Origin of the sequence: Nocardioides sp. B-3 (assembly GCF_024703895.1) — a bacterium.
Lineage (GTDB): Bacteria > Actinomycetota > Actinomycetes > Propionibacteriales > Nocardioidaceae > Nocardioides.
Genome location: NZ_CP087968.1, coordinates 3,593,315 through 3,611,196 on the forward strand (window position 1 = coordinate 3,593,315; position 17,882 = coordinate 3,611,196).

General features: G+C 68.7%; 15 protein-coding genes and 2 pseudogenes. 10 read left to right on the top strand and 7 right to left on the bottom strand.

Features of this window, described 5'->3' with window-relative positions; translation table 11 throughout:
• The first annotated feature begins 533 nt into the window (after positions 1-533).
• The gene (locus LP418_RS23850; RefSeq protein ID WP_257953950.1) at positions 534-1,100 is read left to right on the top strand and encodes a GNAT family N-acetyltransferase; all 567 of its coding nucleotides are present in this window, start codon (positions 534-536) and stop codon (positions 1,098-1,100) included.
• A gap of 6 nt (positions 1,101-1,106) precedes the next feature.
• On the opposite strand, the gene LP418_RS23855 is transcribed toward LP418_RS23850, so the two are convergent.
• Positions 1,107-1,550, bottom strand: coding sequence for a hotdog fold thioesterase (locus tag LP418_RS23855; RefSeq protein WP_257953951.1), 444 nt, complete (start codon positions 1,548-1,550; stop codon positions 1,107-1,109).
• 63 nt (positions 1,551-1,613) lie between these two features.
• Here LP418_RS23855 and polA point away from each other — a divergent pair.
• A pseudogene (gene polA, locus LP418_RS23860) lies at positions 1,614-4,308 on the top strand (DNA polymerase I).
• A gap of 134 nt (positions 4,309-4,442) precedes the next feature.
• On the opposite strand, the gene LP418_RS23865 reads toward polA, so the two are convergent.
• On the bottom strand, positions 4,443-5,528 hold the full coding sequence (locus tag LP418_RS23865) for a lipopolysaccharide biosynthesis protein (RefSeq protein WP_257953952.1): 1,086 nt from the start codon (positions 5,526-5,528) through the stop codon (positions 4,443-4,445).
• 165 nt (positions 5,529-5,693) lie between these two features.
• On the opposite strand from LP418_RS23865, the gene LP418_RS23870 reads away from it, so the two are divergent.
• Together LP418_RS23870 and LP418_RS23875 are read left to right on the top strand one after the other, a co-directional pair.
• The gene (locus LP418_RS23870; RefSeq protein ID WP_257953953.1) at positions 5,694-6,806 is read left to right on the top strand and encodes a hypothetical protein; all 1,113 of its coding nucleotides are present in this window, start codon (positions 5,694-5,696) and stop codon (positions 6,804-6,806) included.
• The gene (locus tag LP418_RS23875; protein ID WP_257953954.1) at positions 6,806-7,198 is read left to right on the top strand and encodes a hypothetical protein; all 393 of its coding nucleotides are present in this window, start codon (positions 6,806-6,808) and stop codon (positions 7,196-7,198) included. Before LP418_RS23870 ends, LP418_RS23875 begins: the two co-directional genes overlap by 1 nt.
• Positions 7,199-7,816: 618 nt before the next feature.
• Here LP418_RS23875 and LP418_RS23880 read toward each other — a convergent pair.
• Positions 7,817-8,716 (bottom strand): glycosyltransferase family 4 protein, encoded by a 900-nt coding sequence (locus LP418_RS23880; protein WP_257953955.1) that lies wholly within the window; start codon positions 8,714-8,716, stop codon positions 7,817-7,819.
• A gap of 297 nt (positions 8,717-9,013) precedes the next feature.
• Between LP418_RS23880 and LP418_RS23885 the strand changes: the two genes are divergently transcribed.
• Positions 9,014-9,649, top strand: a complete 636-nt coding sequence (locus tag LP418_RS23885; RefSeq protein ID WP_257953956.1) for a class I SAM-dependent methyltransferase — start codon at positions 9,014-9,016, stop codon at positions 9,647-9,649.
• A 65-nt stretch (positions 9,650-9,714) separates the two neighbouring features.
• Entirely contained in the window at positions 9,715-10,509 is a 795-nt protein-coding gene (locus tag LP418_RS23890; protein ID WP_257953957.1) for a DUF3367 domain-containing protein, read from the top strand.
• Here LP418_RS23890 and LP418_RS23895 read toward each other — a convergent pair.
• Positions 10,470-10,781, bottom strand: coding sequence for a hypothetical protein (locus LP418_RS23895; RefSeq protein WP_257957281.1), 312 nt, complete (start codon positions 10,779-10,781; stop codon positions 10,470-10,472). The genes LP418_RS23890 and LP418_RS23895 overlap by 40 nt on opposite strands.
• On the opposite strand from LP418_RS23895, the gene LP418_RS23900 reads away from it, so the two are divergent.
• Both LP418_RS23900 and LP418_RS23905 read left to right on the top strand, forming a co-directional pair.
• The gene (locus LP418_RS23900) at positions 10,681-11,355 is read left to right on the top strand and encodes a DUF3367 domain-containing protein (protein WP_257953958.1); all 675 of its coding nucleotides are present in this window, start codon (positions 10,681-10,683) and stop codon (positions 11,353-11,355) included. The genes LP418_RS23895 and LP418_RS23900 overlap by 101 nt on opposite strands.
• A 160-nt stretch (positions 11,356-11,515) precedes the next feature.
• Positions 11,516-13,315 carry a discoidin domain-containing protein gene (locus LP418_RS23905; RefSeq protein ID WP_257953959.1) on the top strand — a complete coding sequence of 600 codons (1,800 nt, stop codon included), beginning with the start codon at positions 11,516-11,518 and terminating at the stop codon, positions 13,313-13,315.
• A gap of 303 nt (positions 13,316-13,618) precedes the next feature.
• On the opposite strand, the gene LP418_RS23910 is transcribed toward LP418_RS23905, so the two are convergent.
• The 3 genes from LP418_RS23910 to LP418_RS23920 form a co-directional block, all read right to left on the bottom strand.
• Positions 13,619-14,668: an acyltransferase family protein gene (locus tag LP418_RS23910; protein WP_257953960.1), complete on the bottom strand. Its 1,050-nt coding sequence runs from the start codon at positions 14,666-14,668 to the stop codon at positions 13,619-13,621.
• 147 nt (positions 14,669-14,815) lie between these two features.
• Complete coding sequence (locus LP418_RS23915; protein WP_257953961.1) at positions 14,816-15,352, bottom strand: hypothetical protein; 537 nt, start codon at positions 15,350-15,352, stop codon at positions 14,816-14,818.
• Positions 15,309-16,448, bottom strand: coding sequence for a hypothetical protein (locus LP418_RS23920; protein ID WP_257953962.1), 1,140 nt, complete (start codon positions 16,446-16,448; stop codon positions 15,309-15,311). Before LP418_RS23920 ends, LP418_RS23915 begins: the two co-directional genes overlap by 44 nt.
• A gap of 359 nt (positions 16,449-16,807) precedes the next feature.
• On the opposite strand from LP418_RS23920, the pseudogene LP418_RS23925 reads away from it, so the two are divergent.
• Together LP418_RS23925 and LP418_RS34405 are read left to right on the top strand one after the other, a co-directional pair.
• Positions 16,808-17,440: pseudogene (locus tag LP418_RS23925) on the top strand (porin PorA family protein); the annotation flags it as partial.
• Between the two features lie 70 nt (positions 17,441-17,510).
• Positions 17,511-17,699 carry a porin PorA family protein gene (locus LP418_RS34405; RefSeq protein ID WP_442939995.1) on the top strand — a complete coding sequence of 63 codons (189 nt, stop codon included), beginning with the start codon at positions 17,511-17,513 and terminating at the stop codon, positions 17,697-17,699.
• Positions 17,700-17,882: the final 183 nt, after the last annotated feature.

A 17,882-nucleotide genomic window follows, 5' to 3' on the forward strand; every position in this document is an offset into this window, starting at 1 on the left:
GGCGTTGAGCGCCCGGCCGCTCTGCAGGGCATCGAACGACGAGTCCTTGACGGCCGAGGTCGAGCTCGAGGCCGTCGGCGATCGCCCGGACGATGTCGATGTCGAAGCCCTTGAAGCCGGACTCGGAGGTGTCGTCGAAGTCCTCGAAGGGCGGGTAGGGGACGTCGGAGCAGACGGTCAACGTGCCCGAGGCGATCGTCTCGAGGCCGCTGTCTCCGCTTCCGGAGGTGTCGTCGGCCGAGTCGTCGGAGCCGCCGCCACAGGCAGTGAGGAGGAGGGCGAGGCCGAGCGTGGGGATCAGGGCCGGGGATCGGTGAGATGAGCGAATTCGCATGCGCGGGACTCTAGTGCACCGGGTCACACTCGCGGCTGCATTGTGGTGTCGCTGCGACAACGAACGCGTTACGTGCTCTTGTTCCGGCCCTCGAGGGACAGGAGCCGTCGGGTCAGGTTAAGGTCAGCGCACAAGGCCGGGAACGATCCCGGTAACGGGGAGAGCAGTGTCACGGGGCTGAATCCTTGGGAGAACAAGCATGAGCAGGACTTCGGTACAGGTGCGCGCCGCCATTGCTGCAGACGCCCCGGTGCTGCGTGAGCTGTGGTCCGACATCCTGCGGCGCGCCACCGATGCCGAGCAGCAGGCCGACGTCGAGAGCGTCATCGCCGACTGCGCCGACCGCGAGGACCGCTGCATCGCCGTCGCCGAGCTGGACGGTCACGTCGCCGGCGCGGTCTTCCTCGCGGCCTCGACGCTGACCCCGCTCAACCTCGAGCCCGCCCTGCTGGCGGTGTCACCCCACGTGCTGCCCGAGTTCCGCCGCCGCGGTGTCGGTACGGCGTTGATGGATGCCGCAGCCGGGTTCGCCGAGCACCGGGGGATCGGCACGGTGGCCACCGCCGCCATGGCCAGCTCGCGCGACGCCAACCGGTTCATGGCGCGGCTCTCGCTCACTCCGCAGGCGACCTTGCGTGCCGCGAGCACCTCCGCCGTGCGCGCGAAGCTGTCGGCTCGGCGCTCCACGACCCGACCGCGCGGATCGCGCCAGATCGACAAGGTCCTCGCCGCTCGCCGCATGGGCCGCGAGCACGTCGCCAGCTGACGCAGGTCAGCCCTGTGGGGCGGAGATCAGCGCGCAGGTGATGCGCGACGTGCACACGCGCTTGCCCTGCTCGTTGGTGATGACGACCTCGAAGGCCGCCATGCTGCGCCCCGGGTGGATCGGCGTGGCCGTGCCGGTCACGGTGCCCGACGTCGCCGACCGGTGGTGCGTCGCGTTGATGTCTACGCCGACGGCGACCTTCTCGGGGGACGCGTGGATGTAGGACCCGATGGACCCGAGGGTCTCGGCGAGCACGACGGACGCGCCGCCGTGCAGGAGGCCGTAGGGCTGGGTGTTGCCCTCCACCGGCATCGTGGCCACGATGCGCTCCGGCGAGATCTCGGTGATCACCACGCCCATCTTGTCGTTCAGGGCGCCGTTGCCCCGGGGCATCTGCGCGACGAACTCGTCGATGCTCATGTCGATGGAGGGAAGTCTGAGGTCGCTCATGCCGCCATTCTGGCCGACCCCCGTCCGGTCCGCGCCGTCGGTGCCGGCCGATAGAGTCGCGTCGTGTCCGAGACGAGTGCCGCCCCCGCCCGACTGCTCCTCCTCGACGGCCACTCGCTGGCCTATCGCGCCTTCTTCGCGCTGCCGGTCGAGAACTTCTCGACCGCCACCGGGCAGCACACCAACGCGGTCTACGGGTTCACCTCGATGCTCGTCAACGTGCTCCGCGACGAGGTGCCGACGCACGTGTGCGTCGCCTTCGACAAGTCACGCCAGACGTTCCGGCTGGAGGAATACCCGGAGTACAAGGCGAAGCGGAACAAGACGCCGGGCGAGTTCAGCAGCCAGCTGCCGCTGATCCAGCGAGTCCTCGACGCGCTCCGCATCCAGCACCTCGAGCTCGAGGGCTACGAGGCCGACGACATCATCGCCACGCTCGCGACCCGGGCCATGGCCGAGGGCATGGAGGTGCTGATCCTCACCGGCGACCGCGACTCGATCCAGCTGGTCACCGAGACCTCGACCGTGCTCTATCCGATGCGCGGCGTCAGCGACTGGCCCGACTCACCCCGGCCTACGTCGAGGAGAAGTACGGCGTCCCGCCGTGGCGCTATCCGGAGCTCGCGGCCATCGTGGGGGAGACCTCCGACAACCTGCCCGGCGTCCCGGGAGTGGGTCAGGGATATGCCGCCAAGTGGATCAACCAGTTCGACGGGCTCGACAACGTGATCGCCCGCGCCGACGAGATCACCGGCAAGAAGGGGAGGCCCTGCGGGCCCACCTCGGCGACGTGATCCGCAACCGCCACCTCAACGCACTGATCCGTGACCTGACCCTGCCGGTGCGCCCGGGGAGACCGTGCGCCAGCCGTGGGACCGCACCGCCGGCCTCGAGCTGCTCGACGAGCTCGAGTTCCGAGGCGAGCTGCGCACCCGCCTGATGGACACCATCGACCCGGCCGCCGACGACGAGGTGTCCGAGGAGGGCTTCGACCTCGACGGCGAGCGCCTTGCCAGCGGAGCCGTGGCCGGTTGGCTGGAGCAGCACGCCAGCGACGGTGAGCGGGTCGGCGTCGCCGTACAGGGATCGTGGCGCGCCGGGACCGGCGAGGTCGTGTCGGTCGCGCTCGCCGCGGGCGCCAGCGCGGGGGGCCCGGATCGACGTCACCGAGATCTCCCCCGAGGACGACTCTGCCCCGGCTGCGTGGCTGGCCGATGCGTCGAAGCACAAGGTGCTGCACGACGCCAAGGGGCCGACGCTCGCGCTGGCCGCGCACGGCTGGGAGCTCGGCGGGCTCGCGGTCGACACCGCGCTGGCGGCCTACCTCGTCCAGCCCGACCAGCGTTCCTATGACCCGGCCGACCTGACTCTGCGCTACCTCAAGCGCGAGCTGCGCCAGGGACACCGGCGACGCCGACCAGCTCAGCTTCGACACCCTCGACGACACCGGCACCAGCGACGTCGCGATGCTCACAGCCCGGGCCATCCTCGACCTCGCCGACGCGCTCGACGACACGGTCGAGGAGCACGGCGGCACCGCGCTGCTCGCCGACGTCGAGCTGCCCCTGATCGGCACCCCGGTGCGGATGGAGCAGACCGGGATCGCGGTCGACACCGACTACCTCGAGTCCCTCGAGTCGGAGTTCGGCGACCGTGTCAAGGCCGCCGCCACCGACGCCTACGACGTGATCGGCAAGGAGATCAACCTCGGGTCGCCCAAGCAGCTGCAGGTGGTTCTCTTCGATGAGCTCGACATGCCGAAGACCAAGCGGACCAAGACCGGCTACACCACCGACGCAGATGCCCTGCAGTCTCTCTACGAGAAGACCGAGCACCCGTTCCTGCAGCACCTGCTGCGACACCGCGACGTGATCCGGCTGCGCCAGACGGTCGAGGGGCTGCTCAAGACGGTCGCGTCCGACGGGCGGATCCACACGACGTACAACCAGATCATCGCGGCGACGGGACGGCTCTCGAGCACCGACCCCAACCTGCAGAACATCCCGATCCGGACCGAGGCTGGACGACGGATCCGCGAGGGGTTCGTGGTCGGCGAGGGCTACGAGTCGCTGATGACGGCCGACTACAGCCGGGTCGAGATGCGGATCATGGCCCACCTCTCCGAGGACGAGCTGTTGATCGAGGCGTTCCGCTCCGGTCAGGACTTCCACTCGATGACCGCCGCCCGCGTCTTCGACACGCCCGCCGACGACGTCACCGTCGAGCAGCGGGCCAAGATCAAGGCGATGAACTACGGCCCGGCCTACGGTCTGTCCGCGTTCGGGCTCTCCCAGCAGCTGCGGATCACGCCCGGCGAGGCGCAGGGCCTGATGGACGAGTACTTCGAGACCTTCGGCGGCATCCGCGACTACCTCGGGGGCCTGCGCGACGAGGCACGCGGCTCCGGCTTCACCGAGACGATCATGGGACGCCGTCGCTACCTGCCCGACCTCAACAGCGACAACCGGATGCGGCGTGAGGCGGCCGAACGGATGGCCCTGAACGCACCGATCCGGGGGTCGGCGGCCGACCTGATCAAGGTGGCGATGCTCAACGTGGAGGCGGCCATCGTCGACCGGGGGCTGAGGTCACGGATGCTGCTGCAGGTCCACGACGAGCTCGTCCTCGAGGTGGCGCCGGGGGAGAGCGACGCCCTCGGCGATCTGGTGCGCGAGCACATGGGCAGTGCCGCCGACTGGCGGTGCCGCTCGACGTGTCCGTCGGGACCGGCCGCAGCTGGCACGACGCCGCGCACTGACAGCGGCCTCGGTTTCGGCCCGCCCGCTCCTCAACCAGCGGGAAGAGTTGCGGGTTCCTCCGGCGCGGGTGCGCCCTCGCGCAGGAACCACGCGCTGACGCCGAGGAGCACCAGCAGCAGCGCGACATCGACGGTCACGACCGTCGTGACCAGACTCGAGCACGGTGTCGGTCGTGAGCCCCACACCGACCCGGGCTCGCCGGGGCCAGCCACACGACGTAGACCGAACGCCTGCCCCGGCGGGCGAGCACGGAGTAGATGAGCAGCTGGATCATCGAGAGCAGCGTCCCGAGAATGGCGAAGATCCAGAGCCGGGGCTCCACCTCGGCATACTCCGCGCCCCCGACGAAACGGATCGCGATGCCCGACAGAAGCCACGCAGCGAGCGTGCCGACCGACCCGAGCGTGGCGACCAGCCCCGGGCTGACGACCGGGGCCTTGCGGCGACCGCTGCCGGTGGCCATCGTCGGGAAGGCCACGATCACGACGAACTGCGGCAGGAACAGCATCGCCTTGGTCAGGATCAGACCGCTGGCGTAGAGACCGGTCTCGTGGTCGGTCATCACGTTGCGCGCCACGATGATGTCGACGCTGCTGAGCGCGAAGAAGGCGAAAAGGGCTCGGCCGTTGCCGACGCTCTCCTTGAGCATCGACATGCCCGTGTGCTCGGAGCTCCCGGTGCTGGTTTGGCGCTGGTGTCGCAGGGCCCACCAGCCGACGACGACGGGTGCCCAGAAGCTGATGCCGACCCCGAGGACGCTCCAGAACTCCGTGGGCCGCCACGCGATGAACGCCCCCCGATGAGGAGACGTGGCACGCCGGCGGCGATGTACACCGCGCCCAGCGCGGCCCACCGTCGCTCGCCCTGAAGGATCCCGGCGAGGCCGCCCATGATCGTCATCGGCACGGCGGAGATCGCGATGACCGGGGGCGGTGCTGAGGTGATCGAGGCCGAGAACCCGCTGGATGAGTGGGCTCAGGACCAGCAGGATCAGTCCCAGCGCCGCCGCAGCACGGTAGGTCACCCGCAGGATCGAGTCCTCGATCTGTGCGACGTGCTGCGGGTCGGCGGAGATCCGTCGGGCGGCGGTCGCCTGCAGGCCCAGCGCGCCGACACTGATGACGAGCATCAGGTTGAGCGAGGCCGCGAGTGCGCCGTACCCCTCGGTGCCGAGCAGTGGGGACGCGACGATCACGAAACCGTAGGTGGCGACGTTCATGACCGCCATCGACACAGCGATGCCTGAGCTGCTGTTGGCGACGCGCGCAGCTGTGTCTCTCATTCCCACGCGGGCGAGCCTAGTTGCTGACCGCGCCACTACAGTCGGCACCTGCACAACCCGCGCGGCGCGGGCGCACGTCGGGAGCGAAGGGGAGTCGGGCAGGTGACCGGAGCACGACGGTGGGCGCCGGCGCTGTGGTCCCTGTTGTTGGCCGCGCTGATGCTGGGCGGCGCGCTCGGCCCCGGCTACGTCTTGACCTACGACATGGTCTGGGTCCCGGACACGGCGCTGACCCCGGAGGTCTGGGGCGTGGGTACAGCGCTGCCGCGGGCGGTTCCGTCCGACGCCGTCGTCGCGGTGCTGGACACGGTCGTGCCCGGGATGCTGCTGCAGAAGGTCGTGCTGATCGGATCGTTGGTCGGGGCCGGTGCCGGGGCCGCGGCTCTGGTGGGCCAGCGCTCGCTCGGCACGCAGCTGGTCGCGACGTCGTTGATGGTCTGGAACCCGTTCGTGGTGGAGCGGCTGGTGATCGGGCACTGGCCGGTGCTGATCGGCTACGCCGTGCTGCCGTGGCTGTTGGTCATCGGAAGGCGCTGGGACGTCGGCACCCGCATGCCCGCCCTGCTGCCCGTGCTGCTCGTGCTCGGCTCGCTCAGCGCCAGCACCGGCGTGGCCACCGCGTTCGCGGCCCTGACCGGTGGGATGCGCCGGGGGACCGTGCGACGAAACGCTCTCCCGGCCGGACTGTGTGCCGTGGCCAACCTGCCGTGGCTGGTGGCGGGACTGCTGCACGCCACGTCGGCCACCTCCAGCGCCGTGGGTGCGCGGGTGTTCGCCGCGAGCGACGAGGGTCCGCTGCCGGGTCCGCTCGCCGCGATCACCCCGGGCGGGATCTGGAACGCGGAGGTGGTGCCTTCCACCCGCCTCGGCTTCCTCGCCGTCGTCTCGCTGGTCGTCCCGGCAGCGCTGGCGGGCCCGGGGTGGCTGGCGCATCGCCGTACGCCCATCGAGGGGCGGGGCGCCCCGGTGGCCTGCTGGTTCGTGGGAGTCGGACTGGCGGTCGTGAGCTGGTCGGCTCCGGGCGCGGTCGGCTGGGTCGCCGCCCACGTGCCCGGCGGCGGACTGCTGCGCGACGGGTCACGGCTGCTGGCACTGGCGGCGCCGTTGACGGTGGTGCTGGTCGCACGCGGCGCCGGGTGGTTGATCGACCGCACACCCGACCGGGCGACACGGGTGCTCGTGGCCGGCCTCCCGGCCTTCGTCCCCCGGCCCTGATGCCCGACGCGGCACTCGGGTCGGCAGGCCGGCTCGATGCCGTGTCCTACCCGACCGGCCCGGCGGACGTGCGCGCCGCGGTCGTGTCCGCGCCGGCCGGCGACGTCGTGCTGCTCCCGTTCACGAGCTATCGCGCCCCGGAGTGGAACGGTGGACGCAAGGTGCTCGACCCGCTTCCGCGGTTCCCGGGCCGGGGGCAGTTGCCAACGCCGAGCTGTACGTCGACGGACGCCCCCTCCCGGGGGAGGACCCGCGTGCGGCCGATGTGGGGGAGGCGCTCGATCTCCCCAGCCCCGACGAACGTGCCGCCGCGCTCGCCGCCCCGGGGGTGTCGGTGGTGGTGGCCGAGCAGATCCCCGGCCGGGACACGCCCGAGGTCGCGGGTGACGTGACCTTCTCCGAGAGTGGTGTCACGGTGGTGGAGGTGGCCGGTAAGGTTCGCCCCCGACCGCGCGCGACTGACCCGGATCGTCGCGATGACGCTGGCTTGGAGCGGGTGGATCGCGCTGCTCCCGGCGGCTCCTGCGGGTGCTGGCGGCGGCGCCGAACCGGCGCCAGATGACTCGGGGGTGACATTTCCACCTGTAGTCAACGATTCGGGCGGGCTGCTGTTACGCTTCGCCGCGAACCTTAGGGAGGGTCAACACACATGAACGCTGGTTTTGTCGGACCGATCGTCAGCCTCGTCGCTGGTGGCTTGCTTGCCTCGGTCTCCGTCTTCGGCCTGATCTCGTCGCAGACCTCAGCTCCGTCCAAGTCCCCGGCCAACGCCGAGGCTCCCGCCTTCGACTACGGCACCACGACCGAGTGATGCACGGCGGGTGATCCCCGCCCGACACGACGCGGCGCCGGCTCTCGAGCCGATGCGCCGCGTTTGTCATTCCTCGTCCGGGTCCCGGCTGTCGATCCGGACGCCTCGCAGGGCGCTCGCGACCACGTGCGTGAACGACTCCTGCGCGTGCTGCCGGGTGAAGGCGTGGCTCATCTCCACCGCCCCGGCTCCCAGCCGCTCACGCTCCGTGTGGTCGTTGATCAGCCGACCGAGCGTCCCGGTGAACGCGGTCGCGTCGTCGACCGGGACACCTGACCGGTCGTGCGCGATCGACTCCCTCGTGCCACCGGCCGAGCGGTAGGCCACGGCCGGGGTGCGATGCATGCCTGCTTCGCCGATCACCGGGGCCCCAGCCCTCCTTGAGGGACGGGAGCGCGAGGATCCACGACTGCTCGTAGACCTCGTGCTTGCGACGTTCGTCGACCTGCCCCTCGAACACCACGGTGTCTCCGGCGCCGCGCGCTGCGGCGTACTCGTGGAGCTCTGCTTCCCACCATCCTGACCCGACGACGTGCAGCCGAACGTCCGGGTGCTCGGCGCGCAGGGCGAGCACCGCGTCGATCGCGTGCTCGACCTGCTTGTGCGGCACCGGGCGACCGACCACCGCGATCATCGGGTGCGCGGACTTGCCGATGCCGACCGGGATCACCGGGTCGGTGCCGTTGTGGACGACGGCGATCCGTTCGCGGTCGACGCCGAGCTGTTGCAGCTCGTTGCGGGTCGCGCGCGAGACTGCGACGTACTGGCAGGTGCGATAGAGCCTCGGCGCCAAGGAGTGCTCGATCCACCAACCGATCCGGCCGGTCACACCCGGGTAGACCACCGGCCACTGCTCGCGGTGCACGTGGTGCACCAGGACCACGACGGGCTTGCGGGTCGCGGCCCGGGTGAAGAACGGCAGACCGTTCTGTATGTCGACCACGACATCGACATGGCCGAAGTCACGCCGCAGCAGTGCCGACACTCCCTCCCGATAGACCGTCATCTTGGTCCCGCGGCGGACGTAGCGCACGCCGTTGATGGTCTCGTCGGGCGGCGCGGCCGCGTGGGCAGCGCACAGGATCGTGACTCTGGGCACCGCGCTCGACGAGGCCCTCGGCCATCTTCTCGAGGTATCGCTCGGCGCCGCCGCCCTCCGGGGTTGTGGGTGTCGCGCCAGCTGAAGAACGCGACGTGCCGACCGGAGATCTCACTGGTGTCTGACATTGCCGGCACACGCTACTACCGGGGGTAGGGTCTGCGCGTGCCGCGCCTGACTCGAACCATTCCGGCCCGCCGGTCCCCACGGACTCGGCGGGCCGATCTGCGTCGTTCGCTGTTTCTCTTCAACGAATTTCGCTTCGAGCAGCCCGATCCCGCACGGTTCTACACGGCCTTGGCACAGGACTCGGCCGCGCACGTCGGGGAGTATGCGGACCTGAGCAACGCCACCCTGCTCGACGTCGGCGGCGGCCCGGGATACTTCCGCGACGCCTTCACCGAGGCCGGGGCGACCTATTACTCCCTCGACTCCGACGTCGGGGAGCTGGCTGGGGCCGGGCACATCGGCGCGGGCACCGTCATCGGCAGCGGCATGGATCTTCCGTTCCGCGATGGCGCGGTCGACGTCTGCTACTCCTCCAACGTCCTCGAGCACGTGCCCGACCCGTGGCGGATGGCGAGCGAGATGGTGCGCGTCACCGGGCCCGGTGGGCTGACCTTCATCAGCTACACCACGTGGTACGGCCCGTGGGGCGGACACGAGACGTCCCCGTGGCACTTCTCGGGTGGGCGCCGGGCACGGCGGCGCTACGCGAAGAAGAACGGTCACGAGCCCAAGAACAAGTACGGCGAATCCCTGTTCGCGGTCACGGTCGCGGACGGCCTGCGCTGGGCACGCGAGCAGGACATCGCCGACGTCGTGCACCTCATCCCGCGCTACAACCCGTGGTGGAGTCGGTGGCTCCTGCGCGTTCCCGTCGTGCGGGAGGTGTTGACGTGGAACCTCGTCCCGGTGCTGCGCAAGAGGTGAGTGAGAGCGCCACACGATTCCGCTGGCGCTTGGTTGCTGGTTGTGTTGCGCTGATCGGCCTTGCGATGACCCAGTCGCCGGGTCTGCTGGTTCCCGACACGAAGCTCGACCTCGCGATCGCGCCGATCGACTTCCTCCGGCGCGCCGCCCACCTGTGGGACGCCGAGGGGGCCTTCGGGCAGCTCCAGAACCGGGCCTACGGCTACCTCTGGCCGATGGGCCCGTTCTTCGCCCTTGGGTCGCTACTGGAGGTCGATGGCTGGGTGGTCCAGCGACTCTGGATGGGCTCGGTCGTGTGCGTCGCCTTCGTCGGGGCCGCGAAGGTGACGCGGGAGCTCGGCGTGCGCTCCGACTTGGCCTGCCCGGTCGCGGGCTTCGCCTTTGCACTCTCGCCCCGCATGCTGTCGGTCGTCGGCCCGAGCTCCATTGAGATGTGGCCGAGTGCGCTGGCTCCGTGGGTGCTCCTGCCACTGATCATCGGCGCTGATCGAGGGTCTCCGCGCCGAGCTGCCGGACTGTCTGCGCTCGCGGTCGCCATGGTCGGCGGAGTCAACGCGGCCGCGACCGCGGCGGTGCTGCCGCTCGGCGCGCTGTGGCTGCTGACCCGGGCTGCTGGCCAGCGCCGACGCTCGATGATGATCTGGTGGCCGGTGTTCACCCTGCTCGGGACGCTGTGGTGGCTGGTGCCACTGTTTCTGCTGGGGAGCTACAGCCCGCCGTTCCTCGACTTCATCGAGTCGGCCGGGGTCACCACCTTTCCCACCACGGTCATGGACGCGTCCGCGGGACGTCGAACTGGGTCCCGCACGTCGACGCGCAGTCACCAGCCGCGCTGGACCTCCTGCGCGAGTACCACCTGATCGTCAACACCGGTGTGGTTGTCGTTGCCGGGCTTGCTGGACTGACATTGGCCCGTAACCCGCATCGTCGATTCCTGCTCGCAGGTGTCCTGACAGGTGTCTTCCCGGTGACCATGGGTCACACCGGCCCGGCCGAGGGACTGTTCGCCGACTCTCTCAAGTCTCTGCTCGATGGTGCGCTGGCGCCGTTGCGCAACGTGCACAAGTTCGATCCCGTCCTCAGACTTCCGCTGGTGGTCGGACTCGCTTTCACGCTCGACGAGGCGCGTCACAGGTTCCGAACCTCCCGGACCTTTGCGGGTCAGCGAGCTGATCGCATCACCGCTGGCGTGCTGGTCGGATCAGTCGTCCTCAGCCCGGTGGCGTCGACAACGCCCTTTGCCCCGGGAACCGTCGCCGCCCGCAACGGGTTCGCCGACGTGCCCAAGTACTGGGTTCAGGCGGCCTCTGGCTGGCATCCGAGCAGGATCCGGGCGTGGCGTTGCTGGTGCCCGGTACCTCCTTCGGAACCTATGCCCGGGGCGAGCCGCGAGACGAGCCCATGCAAGCCCCCAGGCCCAATCCGCCCGGGCCGTGCGCAACGCTGTGCCCCTTGTCCCGGCCGGCAACATCCGGATGCTTGACGAGATCGAGAAGTCGCTGGCCCGGGGAGCGGGCGGACCGGGGCTGTCCTCGTACCTCGCACGCGCCGGGATCAGCCATGTCGTCGTTCGCAACGACCTCGTCCGCTCGGACGCCGTTGCCGACCCGATCCTTGTGCATCAGGCGCTGGACCACTCACCCGGACTCGAGCTCGTTGCCGACTTCGGGGCCGGAGATAGGGTCCCAGCCCGAGGTCGGGGGTGATCTGGGTCGTGGTCTCATCAACGGCGGGTGGCAGTCGTCCTTCCCGGCGGTTGAGATCTACCGGGTCGCCGGTGCCGGCGGGTTCGGCACGGCTGTCGATGCACCGACGACGGTGGTTGGTGGTCCCGAAGATCTGCTCTCGGCTGCAGACGCTGGAGTCGTGGGGTCGGAACCGACGATCTTGGCCACCGACGCGGATCCGGAGATCTCGACGGTCGGTCCTCTGCTCCTGACCGATGGGCTTCGTCTTGTCGAGCGCAACTTCGGCGCCCTCCACGACTCGACCTCCCACACCCTCGGTGGCGAGGAGCCGTGGACGCTGCCGGGCGTCGTCCACGACTACGACCTCGTCGACCATGACCGGTGGGTGACCCGTTCGCGGCTGATCAACGCACGGGCAGTCTCGGCCACCACGTCGCGATCGAATCCGTCGAGCCTAGGCGGCAGCGAGCCTGGGGCGATGCCGTACGCGGCCATCGATGGGGACCCGAACACAGCGTGGATCTCCGCGCCCTATCCCGACGCGCCCCAGTCCCGGTGGGTGGACTTCGGAGCGAGCCGTGGGACGCGCGAGATTGCCGTGACCCCGGGTCCGGGCACGGGTGCCGAGCAGCTGCGACTCAGCACGCCGAGCTGGGAGAGCCCGGTCCTCGAGTTCGTGCCGGGGGAGACCCGCAAGATCGCAGGCCCCGCGTCGGCATCGCGACTGCGGATTGATGACGTGTCCGGCAAGCCCAACAACGATGTGTCCATCGCTGAGGTGACCGTGGTCGGGCCGCCGGTGGGCCGTGAGCTCGTCCTGCCCCAGCTACCCACTGCCCGGGGCAGCCCCGATGCCATCCTCCTCCGCCGCGTGAGCGATGGTCGCGACGGGTGTGCCGAGGTGGGCACCGCCGTCCGTTGTCGTCCCGGCGCAGTCGTCGCGCCCGAGGAGCCGAGCGACTTCAGGCGACGGTTCTCCGTGCCCTCCGACATCGAGCGGGACGTGGCGATGACCGTTCGGCCGCGTGGCGGTCCCGAGCTCGCCGGAATGATGCAGAAGGACCAGCCTGTCTCGATCGCTGCTTCCGTCACTGCCCTCGCGGATCCACGCGCATCCGCGACCGCCATGATCGATGGCGACTCCGGCACCACCTGGTTGGCTCCTGCCGGCGAGGTCCGTCCCGTCATCGACGTCAACCTGTTGCGGCGACAGAGAATCCGGGGCTTGGCGGTTGCCGTCGAGTTCGGTACGGCAGCACGAGTTCCTCAGACGTTCGAGTTGTCCCGGCCGGGCGGATCGCGCTTCGTCGAGGTCGACGACGACGGGACGGCCAGCTTCCCGCCGATCGTTGCGTCGCGGTTGCGACTCGAGGTGCGCGACGCGGAACCAGCCACGGACTTCAGCTTCCGAGGTGCTGCGAGCGAGGTCCCGATCGGCATCGGTGAGCTGCGGCTCGAGGGTGTGCCCTATCTTCCGTTGTCCCTTTCGAACGACGCCGTGGACCTCGGTTGTGGGTCGGGACCCGACCTGACCGTCAACGGCGAGATCCTCCGGACCAAGGTCACGGTCAGTCCCTGCAGACCTCCTGGCCGAGAGGTCGGCGCAAGCAACGCTGTGCGGTCGCGATCGAGTCTCCCCGGTGGCGGGAGAGAACACCGTGGCTGTGGAGGCATCGGGTGGATTCGTGCCCGACACCGTGCTCCCCGGGGGCGATCCAGCCCACGGATGCGGCACCCGCCCCCGGTCTCGTTGGAGCCACCACGGAATCCTTCGAGCCACTTGAGAGCGCCTACCCGGCCACCCGGGACAACGTCAATCTCGGCTGGTCCGCGACGATGGACGGCCGGGCACTCACCCCTCAGGTCTTTGACGGTTGGCGTCAGGGGTGGCAGTTGGAAGGCGATGCCGCGGTTTCCGTGCGGTTCGCCCCTGATCGCATCTATCGCTGGAGCCCGGTGGTCGGCCTGCTGGCTGTGATCGCGCTGCTCGGCGCTGTCCTCTTGCCCGCGCGCAAGCGCATCGACGCATCCAGTCTTGCGGAGGCACGCGGCGCACGACCGTTCTGGTTGGTCGTGGTGTTGGTGTCCTCCGTAGTCCCGGGGGGGTCTTGTCGGTGCGGTGATGGGATTGGTCGCGCTCGTTGCGGTCGCATCCGTACGCCGCTGGCAACCCCGGTGGGAAGGGTGGGCGCTCGCGGGCGTGCTGGTGCCGGCAGTCATGGCCTACGCCATCAAGCCCCAGGGGTGGCTCCGGCTGGGCGGGCCACTACGCCCGGCCGAGCTACCTCGCGGTGCTGGCCATGTCGGCCGTGGGCGTTTGGGTCGCGATCGTGGTCCGACCCAGCGGTGACCGGCGCAGCAGAGGGCGCTCCACGAGCCAGTAGAGAAGCTCACTCACGATGATGGTGCAGCCAGCAGTGAGCGCCCAGATGCGTGGGAAGTCACCCGTGAACAGCTGGTAGTCGAGTCGTTCCCGGACGAGGCCGAGAACGATCAGGTGCACGCAGAAGATGCTGTACGAGATGTGGCCGAGGTGTCGGACCAGACGGGCTCCCATCAGACGCATGTAGCCGCCGCCCGGGGGAGCCCAGACTCCGGCCGCCACCGGGAGGAAACCGATGGCGGCGTACACCGGGTTCTTCAACAGCGCCTCGGAGACGCTGCCCACCTCGAGTGAGACAGGACCGGCGACGGGAGTGGATGCCACCAACATGAGCCCACCCGCCGCGACCCAACACACGCCGGGCTGTCTGCCGAGCTGCACGAGCCCGGAACCAACCCTCATGAAGGTGCCGTCCCGGTCGCGGACATGCACCGGGGCCAACCACATGCCCGCTGCGAACCACGAGACGTAGCCGGGCAGCCACAGGTTGGGCGCCCACGAGGTGACGTTGGAGATCGTGGGGACCACCCACGCGATCCATGAAATGTTGATCACCACCATCATCACCGGGCCGAAGCCTGCTCGGCGGGGGCTGGGGCGATGACGTCCGATCATGACCCACATCAGGAACGGGAGAAGGGCGTAGAAGGCGACCTCTGCTCCGAGACTCCACATGTGAGTGAGGCCGTACGGGAGGGTGGCGTGAACGTAGGTGTCCGTGAGTGTCAACGAGACAAGCCACGCCCCGATGGTTGAACCCTCGTTGTCGGGGACGAGAAGGAGAGCCGCCGCGACTGTGATCACGTAGACCGGCATGATTCGCCGGACCCGTTTGAGCGCGTAGTTCGTCAGGTTCGGAGACGGCGCCTCGAGCTCGGCGCGAGCCCAATATGCTCGCGAGAGCAGAAAACCGGAGAGGACGAAGAAGATCGCAACGCCGACGTCCATCCGTGCGAACAACGTGCCGAGGGTGCCCCAAGCGAAAGTACTCGCCGGTCTGGAACGCGACGTGGGTGGTCAACACCGCCATGGCGCCGACCGCGCGCAGACCGTCGAGCCCTGCGAAGTCGGGGTTGAGGTCAGTGCGATTCCTCATCACAGCGGAGCTCCCAGCTTGGTCCCGCCCACTCGGACCTTGTCGATGCACAGCGTGGTGTCCTTGTCGAGACCGGAGAACGTGATCTCCTCAAAGGAGTCCTCGATCCGCAGGTAGATGTCGTTGAGACCCGATCGGGTCCCTGTCGGCACAACGGTGTCGCCGAGTGTGATCGTCACCGGCGAGGATGAGCTGGCAAGGTACGCGACGCGCACCCACCACACGAAGTCGAAGGCTCGGCCTGACAACGGAATGGTCTTGCCCTCCTCGGTGACCTTCCAGCCACAGCCCTTGACCGGCCCCTTCGGCGAGTGAATGACGTCGTCGATGTCGGCTCGATGGAGCAAACCCTGCTCATCGATCATGACCAAGGACGTCGACACGGAGGGGAACCGCGCTTGCGGAGAGAGCAGCGGCACGAAGTTGGCGGTGTTGTTGGCGGGTGCGGCGATGCTCGCGAACACCCTGTCGGGAGCGATCTGCGGGACCGGGTCAGTCTGGCCCCGCTGGTCGAGCTGAGCCTTGACCCTCAGCATGTAGTCCCGGCCCGCGTTCTGATGGTGCCAGATATCGGCGTACTGCAGACTGCTCGCGACGCCGCCGACTGCGATCGCAAGCAACAGAACCGCGCTCAGCCATGGCGGAACCGCTTGGACCAGCAGTGGGCGCTCCCGGTCGCCACTGCTCTCGACGGAACCGACGACTGGCATGGTGGCGAGGGCGACAGCGAGTACGAGGATGATCAGCGAATCCAGCGACGTACCGGAGCTCCATGCCGATGCCTGCCCCGAAGGTTGGAGCTCGAGATCCGAGCAGCAGCAGCACGTCGGCCATGAGGTAGGCGAGTACGAGGACCCATGCGCGCAACGTTCTCGTGCGGCGCAGCCACAGATAGCCGACCACTAACGTGATGAGGATCCACGCCATCGTCACGGCAGCCATCGGAGGCCCCGCGTAGGCGGTGGGCGGGGCGAAGTTGTTCCAGACCCACGGACCGCCGACCGCCGTGGAGCCGAACGCCTTTCCGAGCATGGTCCCGACGAGTTGGAGGGCCGGGGTGCCGGTGAAGGGGCGAGACTGGTCCGTCGTCTGAGCAAGGTAGAGAACGGCATACGCGGCTGCGAGGCCACCCCCCAGCACCAGCGCGGCTGGGTAGCGTCGCGCAACCGTGTACACCCGCATCCAAGGGCTTCCGCTCGCGAAGTAGGCGAGGGCGAGGAACCCGAGAACGGGGATGATGAGTATCGCCTTGACCCAGAAGAACAACCCTCCAGCGACCGCCAAACTGCACAGCGCCACCCACTGAAGTCGGCGGGACCGCAAGTACTTCACCCACAGGGTGATCGCGAGGAAATAGCTCACCCGGAGGGGCAGACCGTTCATGGCTGCCGTCCACCAGATCAGGGAGGGAGTGGCCATCGAGCTGGACAGGTAAAGGATCAGAGGCACGAGGATCATTGGTCGACGGCCGAAGAGCGTCACGAGCATCCAGACGGCCGAGAGTGCGCCCAGTGCATGCATCACCACGATGGACAGAGCAGCGGCAGTCCAATTCACCAAGCCGGTATGCCCGACTGCCCGGGCAATGACGTGTCCGCCGGGCATCAAGTTGCCGTTGAAGGGCGTGAGCATCGTGTCGACCGAGGGCCAACTCCCAGCCCCGAGATCCGGGGAAGTGGAAATCGTCGAGCAGGAACCAGCTGGGGAAGACCATCCACACGCGAAAGGCCACGCTCGCGACGACCATGGCGAGGGCGACGGGGACGACCGACTGCTCCGAGAGCCGAAGCCCTTGGGTTGATGCATGACGCACAGTGCTGCCTCCTCCGGCCGCGAATCATGCCACAACGAAGGGGCCCGTCCGGTGTCGTTGCCCAACCCTCCGGAGGACCCTGCGCGTGCGTGAGCAATCCTGTGGCGATTCCGGTGCCCGGGCTGTCTACCTACTGGTAGCCTTCGGCGACTTATTGAATCCCGGGAGGGACCTCTTCGTGCGCAAGATCATTGGCTGGGTATTGCTCGGCTTGGGTGCGTTCTTGTTGGTGACGGGTCTGCTGGCAACCGTGTGGGTGCCCCAGCAGGTCGAGCGGACGCCACTCGACGTCGACAGCACCACGCACCTGAGTGGCACCGCCGACAAGCTCAACCCCGCTAGCGGTGAGACCGAAGCCATTGACGTCAAGGCCACCAGCGTCACCAAGACCGACTCGAAGCGTTCCGACGACGACGTGGTCGTCTTCGTGAACACGACGTGTCTCGTCATCGACGAGGGCGACGTCCCCGACTGTGTCGACGCGGACGACCCCCGGGAGCGGCTCGTCAGCGCCACGTCCGACGTGTTCTCCACCGACCGCTACGACGCGCTCGCCGTCAACGGCAAGTACCTCCCCGCCGGTGCCGAGGAGAAGGAGGGCCTCGTCAACAAGTGGCCCTTCAACACCGAGAAGAAGGACTACCAGTACTGGGACGGCTCGGTCGGCGCCCCCGTGACCGCGGCGTACGACAGCACCGAGGACCTCGACGGTCTCGAGACGTACAAGTTCCACATCCTGCTGGACGAGACGCCCGCCGAGATCATCGAGGGGGTCCGGGGCACCTACAGCCGGGACAAGTACATCTGGGTCGAGCCGCGTACAGGGTGCCATCGTCAACCGGGAGCAGCACGAGACGCGGACCCTCGAGGACGGCACACTGGTGCTCGACCTGAACCTTGCGTTCACCGAGGACCAGGTCGCGAGCGGCGTCCGGGACGCCAAGGACAACAAGTCGCAGATCGACTCGGTCACCGGCACGTTGCCGCTGGTCGGCTTCATCGGCGGCATCCTCGCGCTGCTCGCGGGCGCCTTTCTGGTGTTCGCCGGTCGTAAGGAAGCCGACGTCTGATCGTCAGCAATGCCCGCGAATGATCCGCCCTTGGCTTGACGGGGGCGGATCATTCGATTTGGTCATCGTCGACCTGCTACACGTCAGATACCCGGGTCTGCACTCGCCAAGTGGCTTTGTCGTGGGTGGTCAGGTTTCCGACGCGGGGTTGGCGGCGAGCATGCGCTCAGCGTCATACCGGGA